This is a genomic window from Paenibacillus sp. FSL K6-2862 (assembly GCF_038005125.1).
GTDB classification, from domain to species: domain Bacteria; phylum Bacillota; class Bacilli; order Paenibacillales; family Paenibacillaceae; genus Paenibacillus; species Paenibacillus illinoisensis_A.
On record NZ_JBBOSN010000001.1, the window covers coordinates 2,511,479 to 2,525,429 of the forward strand.

Consider the following 13,951-nt stretch of genomic DNA (forward strand, 5'->3'; position numbering starts at 1 on the left):
ATCGAAAGTGTGCGCGGCAGTTAACCTTATTCAGGATTACTGCAGTGCTGACTTAAGTACAGAATAACGATTTCGAGGGTGCTCCGGTATTTAATTGTGAGCTGAATAGACCATCCATATGAATGTTAAACACCGTAATCACCCTTTCTGTTTTGGAAATAAATTGAATGTGGATCTCGTATGTTTGCATCTTAACACCGCCTTTTGGGATCTGTCAAACTTTTTTCACAATTGCATAAGCAGCTCTTTTTGTTTATTTCTGTGGTGTAATGTTTGAACTCAAGCCCATCAAGCGATATGATGTAACATATATATAGAGAAGGAGCTGACATCAAATGAGTACCATACATGTATCTGACCGCGCTGCCCGCTGGTATAAAGAGGAACTAAACTTGAACGAAGGAGACAGCATCCGATTCTTCGCGCGTTATAGCTCCGGCGGAGGTCTCCATCCTGGTTTTTCACTGGGAATCGCTGTTGAGGAACCGCGCCACCCGGCTGAACAAACAGAAGTTTCGGGGATTCGCTTTTTTATGGAAGATCACGATTATTGGTACCTGAAGGGCCACAAGCTGCATGTCGATGTAGTGGAAGAAGGACAAGATATCGAATATCGTTATACTGAGGTCTAATCAGGGTTATTCTTGCGATACCTTCAGTTCAACCTGTGTAACGAGGTGAAGGAACCGGATTGAAATGCATCTAAGCATGGATTGTACCGCTGGCTTCTGCCGGCTTCGAACAGGAGGGATAGGAATTGAATCCGCCAGCCCGAGATTTGGCCCAATATATTGCACACCGCTCCCATATTGTAGTGAAGGCTGCAGTTTGGGCTGAAAACGAACGAGGTGAATTGTTGTTGATCCAGCACGCCGAGCAAGGTCATTGGCGTATTCCCGTTGGACAGATGCGTCCTGGCGAAGCCATTGAAGATACAGCTCATCGTGAATTGTGGGAGGAGACGGGATGGACAGCAAACAGCATGATACTTGAAACACTGCATTCGGGTCCCGACCTGAGACAGCTGCATTCCAGCGGGGATGAAGATTATTATGTGATTGCCCTGTTCCGAGCCCGTATCATTCAGGATCGTCTGGTGGAGTCGCGAGTAAACAGCGAGGCAGGGTTGAAGTTTTTTGACCCGAGATCACTTCCGGTGCTGAATAGTCTAAGTCGTATGTTGCTTGACGGTAAGATACTAGATTAAACGGCAAGATAAAAGAAGCCTTTCCAACGGGGGAAGGCTTCTTTTGTCTATATCACATGCGCATACAGAACTTTTCAGATCAGCTAGACCTGATCGAGCGGTTCTTCGTCCATCGCAAAATCAAAGTCATCAATATCAAATACTTGCACAGGGGCCGATGACTCTATAATTCGTGCGATCAGTTCAACCTGATCCGTGAGAATGGGGATGCTCAGGCGCTGTGAAGTGAGCAGCAGCTCTGTCTCAATCGGATCGAAATACTCACCATACTGAGCTGTATCCACCGCATTGATAATAGCGATGGACACCTGATCACCAAACAAGATGGACGGGCTTTTTGCCCAGGGAACGGATAGGGCACGTTCAATCTTTTTCTTATTCAGCGGTTCTTCAAAATAAGAAATGATCTCGTTAATTTTCGATTTAACATGCTGATCATCAGCAGGGTTATCCATCAAAGGATCCGGACTGACCTGAAATTCATATAACTCCAAGACGGTGGTATAAGGAACAATATATTCAACAGGCGCGGGCGGCGCGAGCAATTGACCGTAAATAGCCACCATCACGGCTTCTGTAATAAACTGACGTGACATGGTACCTGAATCCTCCTGCGGCCATTAATAATTGCGAGGTGAATCAATTTGGTTATGCAAACGAATACAAATTAAATTGATTTCTCTGCTATGGACATGGATGCATGAATTGCATGAATAGTAGTATATCATACAACGGTGGGAAATACAGCCAGTCAGTAGAATGTCAAGTCCCAACTTCAATCAGGATTTGCCGAGCAGCAGGGACAGTATGCCTGCTGCAATCAGTGGTCCCACAGGGACTCCTTTGAATAGGGCTACCCCAAGTATGGTTCCAATAAGTAACCCAGCAACAACGGTTGGCTGCGTGCTCATGAGCGTAGCGCCCCGTCCACCCAGATAAGCCACCAGTAAGCCCACACCTATGGCAAGCAGCGATTTCCAGTGAAGGAAAGACTCCCCGATCGTCTGCAGACTCATCTTGCCGCTAGCAAGGGGCGCCATGACCCCGATTGTCAAAATGATAATGCCAAGCGTAAGTCCGTATTTTTCAAGCCAGGGAAAAGCTTGGTTCACATTCAATACACGTAACAGGAGCAGAAATACCATGGCTACGGTCACAGGTGTATTGCTGCTGATAATACCAAGTGCTGCAAACACGAGCAGCAGCAAAGAGGTCATATCCATGGATTTCAATTCCCTTCAGCCTGCCCGCGTTGCCGACTTACGATATGCTCCGCAATATATTTTCCATGCCAGCGACCGGATTCGATGAATACTTCATTGGCGTTGCGTCCTGAGGCGATGACTCCGCCAACGTAAACTCCTGGTACGCTGCTTTCCATCGTTTCCACATTGTACACAGGTTTGTCCATGTCATCTGACATTTCAACGCCGACGGAAGAAAGCAGTTTGCGGTCCGGACGGAAACCGGTCAAAGCCAGAACGAAGTCGTTATCAAGTTCGCTTGTTGATCCATCTGCATGAAGCAGGCGAATGGAATCGTCCAAAATCTCATTAACCCGTGCACCGAGATGGAGCGTAATGCGGCCTTTCTGGACCATGCTCTCAAATAGAGGGCGTACCCATGGCTTTATATGCTCGGACAGACCCGTACCCCGATATACCATGTCAATGTGGGCGCCTACACGGACGAGTTCCATCGCTGCATCCACGGCGGAATTGCTGCCTCCGATGATTGCAACACGTGTACGAGTGTAGGGATGTGCTTCCCGGAAATAGTGAGTCACTTTATCTTTGTCTTCTCCCGGAATACCGAGGTAATTCGGGTGGTCGAAGTAACCTGTAGCGACAACGACATTGCGTCCCTGATGAACAATGCTTTCCCCGCGGCGGTTGACCGTATGTACTTCGAAGGTTGCATCGTCTCTACGTTTGATTTCGCGGGCTTCCTCATAATTATGAACACGCAGGCCGAAGTGTTCGGCTACTTTGCGATAATAGGCTAGTGCCTCGTAGCGAAAAGGTTTGTCGTTTGGCGAACTAAACGGGACATTTCCGATCTCGAGCAGTTCCGCTGTGCTAAAAAATTGCATATGGGTTGGATACAGATAGATGGATTGTACAATATTGTACTTCTCTACAATGACAGCTGACAGACCCAGCCGTTCACATTCGATGGCAGCGGATAGACCACAAGGTCCTCCACCAATGATAATTACATCTTCCATGTTCTTACTCCTCCTTCATTCAAGCAATATTATCCTACCGTAAATAGTCATGTAATGCCAGTTCACGCCAGGAATTGACGGAAGAAAATTCCGAATTACAGGTTTGACTTTGTTGAGAGAAAAGATTAACATCAAATTAGATGTTTATCTAAACGAAAGAGGCGACGCCCATGCAACTGGAGAAAATTGTGGCTTACCACAAAGCTTTGGCTGATCCTACCCGGCTTCGTATGCTGTTATTGCTGTCTGAGGGTGAACTGCACGGACAGGCACTTGCCGAGAAGCTGAATCTGTCACAGCCCACAGTTACTCATCACGCATCCAAGTTGAGAGAAGCAGCATTGATCAAGGAACGGAGAGAGAAAAATACGGTGTTCTTCTCCCTCAACCCATCCTTTATACGGGAGCATGCTCAAGCTTCCGTTGACTTTATTTTTAAAAGGGAGGAGGTAGCCGATATGAGTGATGTGAACGAAACGCTAAAAGCATCGGTCATGCGAAATTTCTTTTCCAAAGATGGACGCTTGCGTCAAATTCCTGCCCAGTACAAGAAGAAGCTGATCGTGCTTGGTCATCTGGTTGAACAGCTTGAATTCGGACGCAAGTATACGGAGAAAGAAATCAATGAATTTATACGTACGTACCATGAGGATTTTGCCACCATTCGCCGTGAATTCATCATGCATCAATTTATGTATCGGGAAGATGGGATCTACGAGCTTAATCCGAAGGAAATGTGGACACGCTGGGATCAGGTAAAATAACGATTATAATAAAAGAAATGAAAGTAATGAAATTAAAACAGGCAGGTAACATATAATATAATTAGGCTTGACAAAAGCAGAGTACAGTGTGTAACATGTTGGATAAATCTACAAGGGAGGCGATGTTATATGACAAACCTAACGGCAGTATACGTTAATTTGAATATGGACAGCGTCTCCGGAACGGATCAAAGCATGTAAATGTATGTGGATTGGACAGGTATGTCCATATTCGCATAGCGTATGATTACATGTGCAGATGAAGTCACGGGTGACGCACCCGTGGCTTTTTTTGATTATCGGAAAAGAAGGGTGTCCTGTATTGCATGCTGCAGTTTGTTAAACTTAACGTTCTGCAGATAGTGCATATAGGAGAATCTTGATTCTGTTAACTTCGAATTGCCGCGGGTGGTTTATCACTCGTGGTTTATTTTATTTGCGTTTAATCCGATCTGGAGGGCTCGTTCGCATCAGTGGTAGGTAGTTTTTAAAACATAATCTAGGAGGAAACTCAATTTGAACAATTACTTGGAGAAGTACGGCTGGTCTGCTGAGTGGCAGGAATTTTGGCAGCAATCCGGGATGGATCAGCAACTGAGAAAACCTGCGCGAGTCATAGCTGACCACGGACAATTGCAGCGTCTTATTACAGCCGAAGGCGAATGCTGGGGAAGGGTATCGGGACGTATGCGTCATGACAACCTGGAGACAGGGACACTTCCTGCAGTAGGGGATTGGGTAGCAATTACGGGAGAGCCCGGAGAAGAGGCTGCAATTCACGGTATTCTCTCAAGGAAGAGCCGGGTATCCAGGCAGGCTGCTGGGTCCGTAACGAAAGAGCAGCTGATTGCTGCAAATGTAGATACGTTGCTGATCGTCGCAGCGCTTAATCATGATTTTAACCTTAGACGGTTGGAGCGGTATATTATGATGGCTTGGAATGGAGGGGTTAGACCTGTCATCGTTTTGAGCAAGAGTGATTTATGCACTGATGTAGAGGAAAAAAGGGCGATGGTAGAGGGAATTGCCCCTGGCATTGAAGTGCTTGCGCTGTCGGCTGCCGAGGATTATGGAAAAGCTTCACTTGAAATTTATCTGCAGCCGGGGACCACAGTAGCCTTGACGGGATCTTCGGGGAGTGGCAAGTCTACTCTTGTCAACTGGATGATGGGACGGAATGTGCAGCTTACCCAATCCGTTCGGGAGGACGACAGTCGGGGAAGACATACGACTACCCACCGGGAGATGTTCGTTTTGCCTCAAGGGGCTGTGCTCATTGATACACCTGGCATGCGTGAACTGAACCTGTGGGATGAAGGAAATGATGGACTTTCCCAGGCGTTTGGTGAAATTGAACAACTTGCTGAAGCATGCCGATTCGTGGACTGCAGTCATACACGTGAAGCAGGCTGTGCTGTCATCGAAGCCATTCAAAATGGGTCTCTGGAAGAAAAAAGGCTAAACAATTACCTGAAAATGCAGAAGGAATTGCAGTATCAGCAGCGGAAAGAAGCAGTTGCTTCCAAGCGTCGGACTGCTACAAGCAAACCTTCGAATTCACGTAAACCCAAACATGCCCGGAGAGTGAACGATTGGGAAGAGGCTTAAATTAGGCGGGCATCCTTATGACTTCAGCATAGAATAGGTCAGGAGGGATGTCGTCATGCCGGAATACAGAATTATCGTGGATCTGTCCGATCACATGTTATATCTTCTGGATGGCAATCAGGTAATCAAGGGCTATCCAGTGGCAACAGGCAAGATGCTTACTCAGACTCCAAAAGGGGAATTTACCATTGTCAATAAACAACCAAATCCGGGTGGACCCTTTGGTGTACTGTGGATGGGCTTATCTGAACCTCATTATGGCATCCATGGGACGAATGAACCTTCGTCTATCGGCAAGTCTGTATCACACGGATGCATCCGTATGTACAATCCAGATGTGTTGGATCTCTCTTCAAAGGTATCTGTAGGCACAAGAGTAACGATCCGGCCCTAAGGGCTGATCGCTACTCTCTCCTAAATCGGACTGTATGGATGGATTTGGTAAATAGGATCAACATGCTTATAATAATGTACAACCACTACAATCTGAGAGGTAGGTGAGTGTTCGTTGGTACAGATCAGACAAGCCCGTGAAGGGGATGCAGAAGGAATTGCCCGTGTACATACAGAGAGTTGGAAGACGACATATCGCAATATTGTACCGGATGATTTTTTGGATCATTTGACTACAGAATCAAGAATATCCCAATGGGAGCAAACCATACGCTCTGACGAAAAAAATCAGATTCTGGTGGTGGCTGAACAGCCGGGAGGGAATATTGTCGGATTTGCCTGCGGAGGAAGGGAGCGCGAAGGTAAGCTGCCTTATGATGCAGAGTTATATGCCATTTATTTGCTGGAAGATGCGCAGCAAAAGGGAATTGGTCAGCAACTGGCCGTGCAGGTTGTACGGTATCTTCATTCTCTGGACATGAAACGTCTATTGATCTGGGCATTGGAGCGAAATTCGGCATGCCGTTTTTATGAAAAGATGGGTGGAAGTCCTGTCCATACACAACCCATACGAATAGGAGGGCAAGATCTGATAGAGATAGCCTACGGCTGGGAGAATCTGAATGATTTTGCCAGACCGGAGGCGCCTCCGTCGGATTAGTAGAGTCATGAGTGACGCGTTTGCGCAATCTTTAATCAGGTTAATGAAGTACTACACTTCTTATAGAAGAAGGAAGGACATCTAATCTTGATTAGGAGGCGCGTCCAGATGACTTTAATGGAGAAAACACCTGCAACTTGGACCAAACAGTATATTAATGGCGAATGGGTAGAAGGCTCCGGTGAGAAAACGATGGAGAACATGAACCCTTATACGGGCGAAGTGATTGCAACCTGGCGTTCTTCCAGTAAGACCGATATAGATCGGGCATATGAAGCCGCCCAAAAAAGCTCTTTAGAATGGAGAAAGTCCCTGCCAGGTATAAAAGAAGGCATATTGCGAAAAGTGTCATCCTTAATGACCAATCGCAAAGAAGAAATATTGAATCTGCTGATTACAGAATCGGGGAGTACGCGTATTAAGGCAGAAGCTGAGTTTGCCGCAGCGAAACGTATAGTGGATGAAGCGGCTTCGTTTCCGTACCGGATGAAAGGTGAGCTGCTTCCTTCAAACACGCCAGGCAAAGAAAACCGAGTCATTCGCGAACCCAAGGGTGTGGTCGGAGTCATTGGACCATGGAACTTCCCACTCCATTTGTGTCTTCGCTCCGTTGCCCCGGCCATTGCACTTGGAAATGGTGTAGTTATTAAGCCAGCATCGGACACGCCGATTACGGCAGGCTGGTTGATCGCGGATTTATTTCATCATGCCGGATTACCTGAAGGTGTCCTGAATGTGGTTGCCGGAAGTGGCGGTGAAATAGGGGATTATTTTGTTGCTCATCCCATTCCCAAGGTGATTTCCTTTACAGGATCGACCAAAGTCGGGCAGGGGATCGGGAAACTGGCAGGAGAGCATTTAAAAGAAACAGCACTTGAGCTTGGCGGTAATAATGCAATGGTGGTACTCGAAGACGCAGACATTGAACGAGCCGCAGAGGCTGCGGTTTTTGGCAAATTTCTTCATCAGGGGCAAATCTGCATGGCACTCAACCGGATCATCATACATGCCGATGTATATGACCAATTTGTCAAGTCGTTCGTGGACAAAACGAAGCGTATACGGACAGGCGATCCTGCAGATTCAGAAACGATGGTAGGTCCCCTTATTCGCGAAAAAGAAGTACATCGCTTGTTGGAATGGATTCAAACTGCTCAGGAAGAGGGGGCGCGTTTGCTTCATGGCGGATCAGGTAAGGGCCGTGTGTTAGAACCGACGGTGCTTGTGGATGTCAAACCTGAACAAGATATTGTCCAACAGGAACTCTTTGGTCCGGTGGCCGTCCTCATGCGAGCAGAAGACGAGCAAGAAGCTGTCCGTCTGGCAAATGATACACCATATGGATTAAGTGGTTCTGTATTCACCAGCAATCTGGAGAGGGGTTACCGGGTAGCCCAGAACATTGAATCCGGTATGGTGCATGTGAATGACCAATCTGTAAATGATGAGGCACATGTCATGTTTGGCGGCGAAAAATCTTCCGGGATTGGCCGTTTTGGTGGCGATTGGGCCATTGAGAAATTCACACGTACCCGTTGGATCAGTCTGCAGCATGAATACCGGGATTTCCCTGGCATCAATTAAACAGATCGTTCGAGATAGATCGACATGGAATGCGAAAGTCCTCTCCTGCCTTGAGGTGGCGGGCTTTTGCACGTTTTTACATCATCAATTTGGACCTGGAGAAATCCGAGGGAAAAGCTGTTTGGGGCTCGTCCAATCTGGTTATTTATGGATACACGGGAGTACCGATCCGTAAATCCAAAGGTAAAGGGGCTTGAATTCCATGTCCATTGACCGTTTTATTTTGAGAAAATTGAACACTTGTCAGGAAGAGCATACACGTGCCAATCTGGTTCGGCTGTTTGTCATTCGTATCCGCAGAGCCGAGATCGCAGAGGAGCATGAGACTACTTATGCTGTCAGCAGAGTGCATTAAAATAGATAGAGGAACCTTGCCCTCATCAAAAAAAAGGAAGCTTGTCTTCATGGACAGCTTCCTTTTTCCTTGCATATGCAATTTTTTTACCGACTCTGCTTTAATACAGCGACAAGGCTAGAGAGTCATTTTCACTGCGGCTGTGCAGAATAGCCTCACAACCGACAATCTCAATGCTAATCAATGAGTGCAGACATTTTTGCAAAGCGCGTTTACCATTACTGATTTTATGCTCAAGGGCACTGCTAAGCAGTCTTAATGTCTTTTGCATAGGTTGTTTGTTTTCTTGATTGAAATATACAGGGATTGATTTGTTTTGAAAAGTTATTAGTGTTCTCACTAGAAATCACCTCACGAGAGTTATTTCATACTGGTTATATTAAATTCCAATGCTTAAAATTACCTTAAAATCAGCTTATGAAAACATAAAGGTGGGCAATGTTTGAAAAGTGTTCACAATTTGATTGTGGACGAAGGAATAGGAAGTCCCGAATACGAAATGTTCTCTCCCATTTATATGGAAGAAAAAGAAGTGTTTTCGCATCCTCGCAACAATTAACGTGAATAATGCCTCAAAAGTTCTGAGTCCATTGGACGATATTTTAATATTTATGTGGGTCATATGTAACAAAAACACAGGTTGTACATTGCAAACAGGGTGTTAATGTAAGAAAATAGGGTTGGAATAACGATTCATCCGCATTTATTTGATTTAATTTGACATTAGGACAATTTACATATGAGACCATGGGAGGGATTATGATGATTCTTACCGTGTATTCCGGCCGGGAGGAAGGTGAATGGTTCGACATTGAAGTCCCGGATGAGTGTACGATTGAACATTTAAAAACATTGCTGGGGGTGCGGATTTTTGGACAGGCGCCTGGTGATGGTATCCAGTACATCCTTGAAGCCAAATTCCCCGAAGGTCTGTGGTTCTCTCCGCAGAACTCGCAGCAGCTGATGGAAACGGGCCTGCGGCAAGGAAGCTGTGTACGGGTTCAGCGGGCATTCTCAACCACTACGGAAGAAGCACCTGTATACGGAAGACGTTCGTTATTTCAGCAGGAGAGCAACGAATGAGTCTATTTGACGTATACATTCATTATCGAACCAATTATAAGGAGGTCTTCTCTTCGTGAATGTGTTATATCAACGTTCTCCAAGAATGACACCGGTTCTTAAGGAAGAAAGGCTGGAAATTCTCAGACCTCCAACGGAGCCGAGCAAACCTACGTTTTCAATGATTTCTATTATAATACCGATCATGATGACGATGGTCAGTATCGGATTCTACGTATATATCAACATGACGGGCAAAATGGGCAATCCCAGTTATATGATGTTTCAGATGATGACTGTCATGATGATGCTTACGTCATATACCATTCCGTTTTTTGTGTATCTGAGTAACAAAAAGACGTATCGCAAAAAAATCGAAGAACGTAAGGCCATGTACCGAGCACAACTGGATAAGCACCGTGAAGAGCTCAAGGAAGCTCAAGCCGAGCAGGTCAAGAGCCTGTACGAGATTCATGGTGATCCCAATGTTTGTCTCCAAGTCGTGAAGAATCGCAACAGTTCCTTATGGGAGCGTTCACCGGAAGATGACGATTTCTTGCAGGTACGGATCGGTACGGGAGAAATTCCATTCCGAATTAAACTGCAGGTTCCACGAGTGGATGGTTATGAAAAAGATGAATTAATCGAGGCTGCTCATGAACTTGCAGCAGAATTTGAGACGGTCCCCGAAGCTTCCATTACGCTCCCGCTGTTCCAATCGAAAGTGATGGGATTGGTAGGGAATCGGGAAGAAGTGCTTGCTTCCCTGCGCGTCATCATTTCACAACTTACGGTGCGGCACTCGCCGGATGAATTGAAGATTGCTGCTTTTTATGAAGAAAAAGAAGCGAAGGAATGGGACTGGCTGCGCTGGTTACCCCATATCTGGGATGAAGATCAGGGACAACGCTATATGGCCGACAGGCACAGCGGTGCGCATCAATTGGCGGACAGCTTGTTTTCCGTGTTAAACCGTCGTCGAAACAACAAAGAGGACCGATACAAAAAAAGTGTGCAGACTCCATGTTATGTGGTGGTTCTCTCGGACACACAGCTTATTGAAGAAGAGCCTCTTCTTCCATTATTGCTTGAATCTGCACAGGAGATCGATGTGTGTACTATTATTTTGGCAAACCGCAAGGAATCCCTTCCGATGCATTGTCAATTGATCATGGAAGCATCCAAAGGCAAGGGCGTGTACATCAAAAAAACGGAAGATGCTGACGTTGTACAGCAGACGTACACACCAGATGTGATATCAAAAGAGACCGCTGAGGCACTCTCACGTTACATGTCTCCCATTCGGCTGAAGCGATCTTCCGCTTCGGACATCCCGCAAATCCTTCCGTTATTTGATATGCTTGGCACCTCACGTGTTGAAGACCTGGATGTAATCACCCGCTGGGGCCAGACACGATATCCGGATACGCTGCCTGTACCCATGGGCGTGCGCGCAGGTGGCAAGAAAATTGCCATCAACTTACATGATAAAATAGAACGTCAGGGTCACGGCCCACATGGATTGATCGCAGGTACGACGGGTTCAGGTAAAAGTGAGGTCATACAGTCTATCGTGGCTTCCCTGGCTGCAGAGTTCCATCCCCATGACCTGGCCTTTATGTTGATTGACTACAAAGGCGGGGGGATGTCCAATACGTTCGTAGGCTTGCCTCACGTGGTTGGTACGATCACCAACCTGGATGGCAATTTGATTGAACGGGCCAATATCTCGCTTCGGGCCGAATTGGTCAGAAGGCAGAAGATATTGAATGATGCCGGTAACCTTCAGCACATTGATGAATATTACAAGATTTTACGTTCCAGACATGAACAGCCATTGCCTCATTTGGTCATTATTATTGATGAGTTTGCCCAATTGAAACGGGACCAGCCGGAATTCATGGATGAGTTGATTAGTATTGCGGCTATTGGCCGAACACTGGGTGTCCATCTGATTCTGGCAACTCAAAAGCCGGCAGGCGTAGTGGATGACAAAATATGGAGTAACTCCCGTTTCCGTATCTGTCTTCGTGTACAGAGCGAGGGAGACAGCCGGGATATGATCAAAATCCCTAATGCAGCATGGATTACTAAGCCGGGCCGCGGATATTTCCAGGTCGGCAGTGATGAGGTATTTGAGGAGATGCAGTTTGCCTGGAGTGGTGCGCCCTATAACCAGCAGGAGGACACATCGACTGTACTGCCTGTCATGGAGGTGCGTCTTAACGGTAAGAGAGAACCACTTTTAACTGGCGAACGCAGGGCTGTCCTCAAAGGCGAAGATGTTCCTAAGCAACTACAGGTCTTCATTGATTATGTGGCACAGTCTGCCGCAGATGCAGGTATCAAAAGATTGCCTGGTCCATGGCTGCCTCCCCTTCCCGAGACGCTGGAATGGGATAGTCTAACGGATTGGCAGGATGAAGAGCACAGAGAGCTATTGCTTGACGGCGGAGCAAGTGGCTTGAAGCCGGTGGTTGGTCTGCTTGATGATCTGCCTAACCAGCGTCAGATGCCTCTTGCACTCCCCGTAGATCAAGGGCATTTGATTGTGTACGGTATGCCTGGTTTGGGTAAAACGACGTTTGTCCAGACTTTGCTGATGTCACTGGCACGTTCTCGTCGTACGGATCCATGGCATGGATACATTATTGATATGGGACGGATGATGAAGGACTTTACAGGACTGCCGCAGATCGGTGGCGTTCTGATGGCCGAAGAGGAGGATCGGATCAAGCGTCTATTCCGGTATATTCTCAAGCTGTCAGCACAGCGTAAAGATATGATCTCGGAGGCAGGCGTTAAAACGATTTCGGCTTATCGTCGTACAGCACATGCAGCTGTTCCACAGATTGTTGTTGTAATAGATGGTTATCTATCATTCCGCAATGCTTACCCAGAAGAGAATGAACTGCTGGAAACGATTCTTCGTGAAGGTGGAAGTCTTGGAATTACATTCATTCTGACTGCGAATCGGGTGACAGATGTGTTCGAGAAGTTCAGAAGCAACATACCAAACGCGGTTTCCTTTGAACTATCCGATCCAAGTGACTATTATTACGCAGTTGGACGGCCTTCCAAGGCACCAAGCCAGCTTCCACCAGGTAGAGGTCTTGTAAAAGGACAGGTACCACCATTAATGTTCCAAGCGGCTCTGCCATCGTCCGGTGAGGATGAAGGGAAACGTTCGTCTGCTCTCCGCGGGTTGATCGCAGAGATTCGGAATAGCTGGACAGGAGAAGAGGCTCCGCAGATTGCTCCGCTTCCTGAAGAAGTGAAGCTCAAGGATTTACTTGTAAGTACGGGGGCAATTGCCCAAGCAGGAGAATTCTCGACGGTCAATGTTCCTGTAGGCTTGTTGACAGATGATCTCGAGCCTTTCTTGCTGAACCTTCGTGAAGGTCCGCATTTTATGGTCACAAGTCCAATGGAGGGCGGTAAAACAACATTTTTGTTGACATGGATGTTATCTCTGGCGTATCATGCTTCTCCTGAAGATGTGCAAATCTATACGGTAGATATGAGATATGGTACCGGAGGACTGGGAGAGATCAGCAGTTTGCCCCATGTCCGCGGACATGTGTCCCGTGAAGAACAGCTTGCGCCTGTGATCCAACAGTTGTACGATGAAGTTCTAAAAAGAGGCGAGTTAAAGGGTGGACCGGAGATCGTGCTTGTAATCGATGATGCGGATACTCTGTCCAAACAGTTGAATGATTTTAACGTGAAAGATCAATTGGGAGCGATTGTTCGTCAAGGGCGGGATCGCGGGATACATGTCATACTTTCGGGTGTTCCAGCTGATTTCCCAACGTTTGGTTCAGACTGGGTAAGTGATGTGAAGGCTTCCCAGAGTGGATTGTTGTTCGGGACTTTAGACCCTAACGATCTCTCGTTCTTCCGTATTCCTTATACCGAATCTGGAGGTAGCTCAGCTGGGCTGAAGGTACTGCCACCAGGTCAAGGCTATTATGTTAAACGCAAATATTCCAGGGTTAAAGGTGCAGTTCCTTGTGATGACACCTGGAAAATGACAGATTGGATTTCTGAAATTCGTGACCGATGGCATGTTGTAGTTTGAGGGGAGGTG

14 protein-coding genes are annotated in these 13,951 nt (G+C 46.7%); 10 read left to right on the forward strand and 4 right to left on the reverse strand.

Features of this window, described 5'->3' with window-relative positions; translation table 11 throughout:
* The first annotated feature begins 335 nt into the window (after positions 1–335).
* Both MHB82_RS11650 and MHB82_RS11655 read left to right on the forward strand, forming a co-directional pair.
* Positions 336–632, forward strand: coding sequence for a HesB/YadR/YfhF family protein (locus MHB82_RS11650; RefSeq protein WP_095358555.1), 297 nt, complete (start codon positions 336–338; stop codon positions 630–632).
* 125 nt (positions 633–757) lie between these two features.
* Complete coding sequence (locus MHB82_RS11655; RefSeq protein ID WP_095358554.1) at positions 758–1,207, forward strand: NUDIX domain-containing protein; 450 nt, start codon at positions 758–760, stop codon at positions 1,205–1,207.
* Between the two features lie 83 nt (positions 1,208–1,290).
* Here the strand turns inward: MHB82_RS11655 and MHB82_RS11660 are convergent, their stop codons facing one another.
* The 3 genes from MHB82_RS11660 to MHB82_RS11670 all read right to left on the reverse strand — a co-directional run bounded on the left by MHB82_RS11660 (position 1,291) and on the right by MHB82_RS11670 (position 3,434).
* The gene (locus MHB82_RS11660) at positions 1,291–1,803 is read right to left on the reverse strand and encodes an ADP-heptose synthase (protein WP_095287670.1); all 513 of its coding nucleotides are present in this window, start codon (positions 1,801–1,803) and stop codon (positions 1,291–1,293) included.
* Positions 1,804–1,986: 183 nt separating this feature from the next.
* Positions 1,987–2,430, reverse strand: coding sequence for a DUF441 domain-containing protein (locus MHB82_RS11665; protein ID WP_095358692.1), 444 nt, complete (start codon positions 2,428–2,430; stop codon positions 1,987–1,989).
* A 5-nt stretch (positions 2,431–2,435) separates the two neighbouring features.
* A complete protein-coding gene (locus MHB82_RS11670; RefSeq protein WP_110822564.1) occupies positions 2,436–3,434 on the reverse strand; it encodes a YpdA family putative bacillithiol disulfide reductase in 999 nt (332 codons plus the stop codon).
* A 170-nt stretch (positions 3,435–3,604) separates the two neighbouring features.
* Between MHB82_RS11670 and MHB82_RS11675 the strand changes: the two genes are divergently transcribed.
* From MHB82_RS11675 to MHB82_RS11700, 6 genes are all read left to right on the forward strand, one after another.
* Positions 3,605–4,198 carry a DUF2087 domain-containing protein gene (locus MHB82_RS11675; protein ID WP_095358552.1) on the forward strand — a complete coding sequence of 198 codons (594 nt, stop codon included), beginning with the start codon at positions 3,605–3,607 and terminating at the stop codon, positions 4,196–4,198.
* Between the two features lie 516 nt (positions 4,199–4,714).
* On the forward strand, positions 4,715–5,806 hold the full coding sequence (gene rsgA, locus MHB82_RS11680) for a ribosome small subunit-dependent GTPase A (protein ID WP_255247852.1): 1,092 nt from the start codon (positions 4,715–4,717) through the stop codon (positions 5,804–5,806).
* A 55-nt stretch (positions 5,807–5,861) separates the two neighbouring features.
* Positions 5,862–6,200, forward strand: a complete 339-nt coding sequence (locus tag MHB82_RS11685) for a L,D-transpeptidase (RefSeq protein ID WP_095358551.1) — start codon at positions 5,862–5,864, stop codon at positions 6,198–6,200.
* A 114-nt stretch (positions 6,201–6,314) separates the two neighbouring features.
* Positions 6,315–6,860, forward strand: coding sequence for a GNAT family N-acetyltransferase (locus MHB82_RS11690; protein WP_341174708.1), 546 nt, complete (start codon positions 6,315–6,317; stop codon positions 6,858–6,860).
* 108 nt (positions 6,861–6,968) lie between these two features.
* The gene (locus tag MHB82_RS11695; protein ID WP_341174709.1) at positions 6,969–8,444 is read left to right on the forward strand and encodes an aldehyde dehydrogenase family protein; all 1,476 of its coding nucleotides are present in this window, start codon (positions 6,969–6,971) and stop codon (positions 8,442–8,444) included.
* Positions 8,445–8,646: 202 nt separating this feature from the next.
* Positions 8,647–8,799: a hypothetical protein gene (locus MHB82_RS11700; protein WP_181429970.1), complete on the forward strand. Its 153-nt coding sequence runs from the start codon at positions 8,647–8,649 to the stop codon at positions 8,797–8,799.
* A gap of 100 nt (positions 8,800–8,899) precedes the next feature.
* On the opposite strand, the gene MHB82_RS11705 is transcribed toward MHB82_RS11700, so the two are convergent.
* Positions 8,900–9,139: a hypothetical protein gene (locus MHB82_RS11705; protein WP_095287663.1), complete on the reverse strand. Its 240-nt coding sequence runs from the start codon at positions 9,137–9,139 to the stop codon at positions 8,900–8,902.
* Between the two features lie 422 nt (positions 9,140–9,561).
* Here MHB82_RS11705 and MHB82_RS11710 point away from each other — a divergent pair, with 422 nt between their 5' ends.
* Positions 9,562–9,882 (forward strand): hypothetical protein, encoded by a 321-nt coding sequence (locus tag MHB82_RS11710; protein WP_095358548.1) that lies wholly within the window; start codon positions 9,562–9,564, stop codon positions 9,880–9,882.
* Between the two features lie 55 nt (positions 9,883–9,937).
* Complete coding sequence (gene essC, locus MHB82_RS11715; RefSeq protein ID WP_341174710.1) at positions 9,938–13,942, forward strand: type VII secretion protein EssC; 4,005 nt, start codon at positions 9,938–9,940, stop codon at positions 13,940–13,942.
* The last annotated feature ends 9 nt before the right edge of the window (positions 13,943–13,951 follow it).

Bases quoted from the DNA above. Each gene is read 5' to 3' on its own strand.
- MHB82_RS11650 (WP_095358555.1), top strand. From the start codon at position 336: ATGAGTACCATACATGTATCTGACCGCGCTGCCCGCTGGTATAAAGAG.
- MHB82_RS11660 (WP_095287670.1), bottom strand. From the start codon at position 1,803: ATGTCACGTCAGTTTATTACAGAAGCCGTGATGGTGGCTATTTACGGT.
- MHB82_RS11665 (WP_095358692.1), bottom strand. From the start codon at position 2,430: ATGGATATGACCTCTTTGCTGCTGCTCGTGTTTGCAGCACTTGGTATT.
- MHB82_RS11670 (WP_110822564.1), bottom strand. From the start codon at position 3,434: ATGGAAGATGTAATTATCATTGGTGGAGGACCTTGTGGTCTATCCGCT.
- MHB82_RS11675 (WP_095358552.1), top strand. From the start codon at position 3,605: ATGCAACTGGAGAAAATTGTGGCTTACCACAAAGCTTTGGCTGATCCT.
- MHB82_RS11685 (WP_095358551.1), top strand. From the start codon at position 5,862: ATGCCGGAATACAGAATTATCGTGGATCTGTCCGATCACATGTTATAT.
- MHB82_RS11695 (WP_341174709.1), top strand. From the start codon at position 6,969: ATGACTTTAATGGAGAAAACACCTGCAACTTGGACCAAACAGTATATT.
- MHB82_RS11700 (WP_181429970.1), top strand. From the start codon at position 8,647: ATGTCCATTGACCGTTTTATTTTGAGAAAATTGAACACTTGTCAGGAA.
- MHB82_RS11710 (WP_095358548.1), top strand. From the start codon at position 9,562: ATGATTCTTACCGTGTATTCCGGCCGGGAGGAAGGTGAATGGTTCGAC.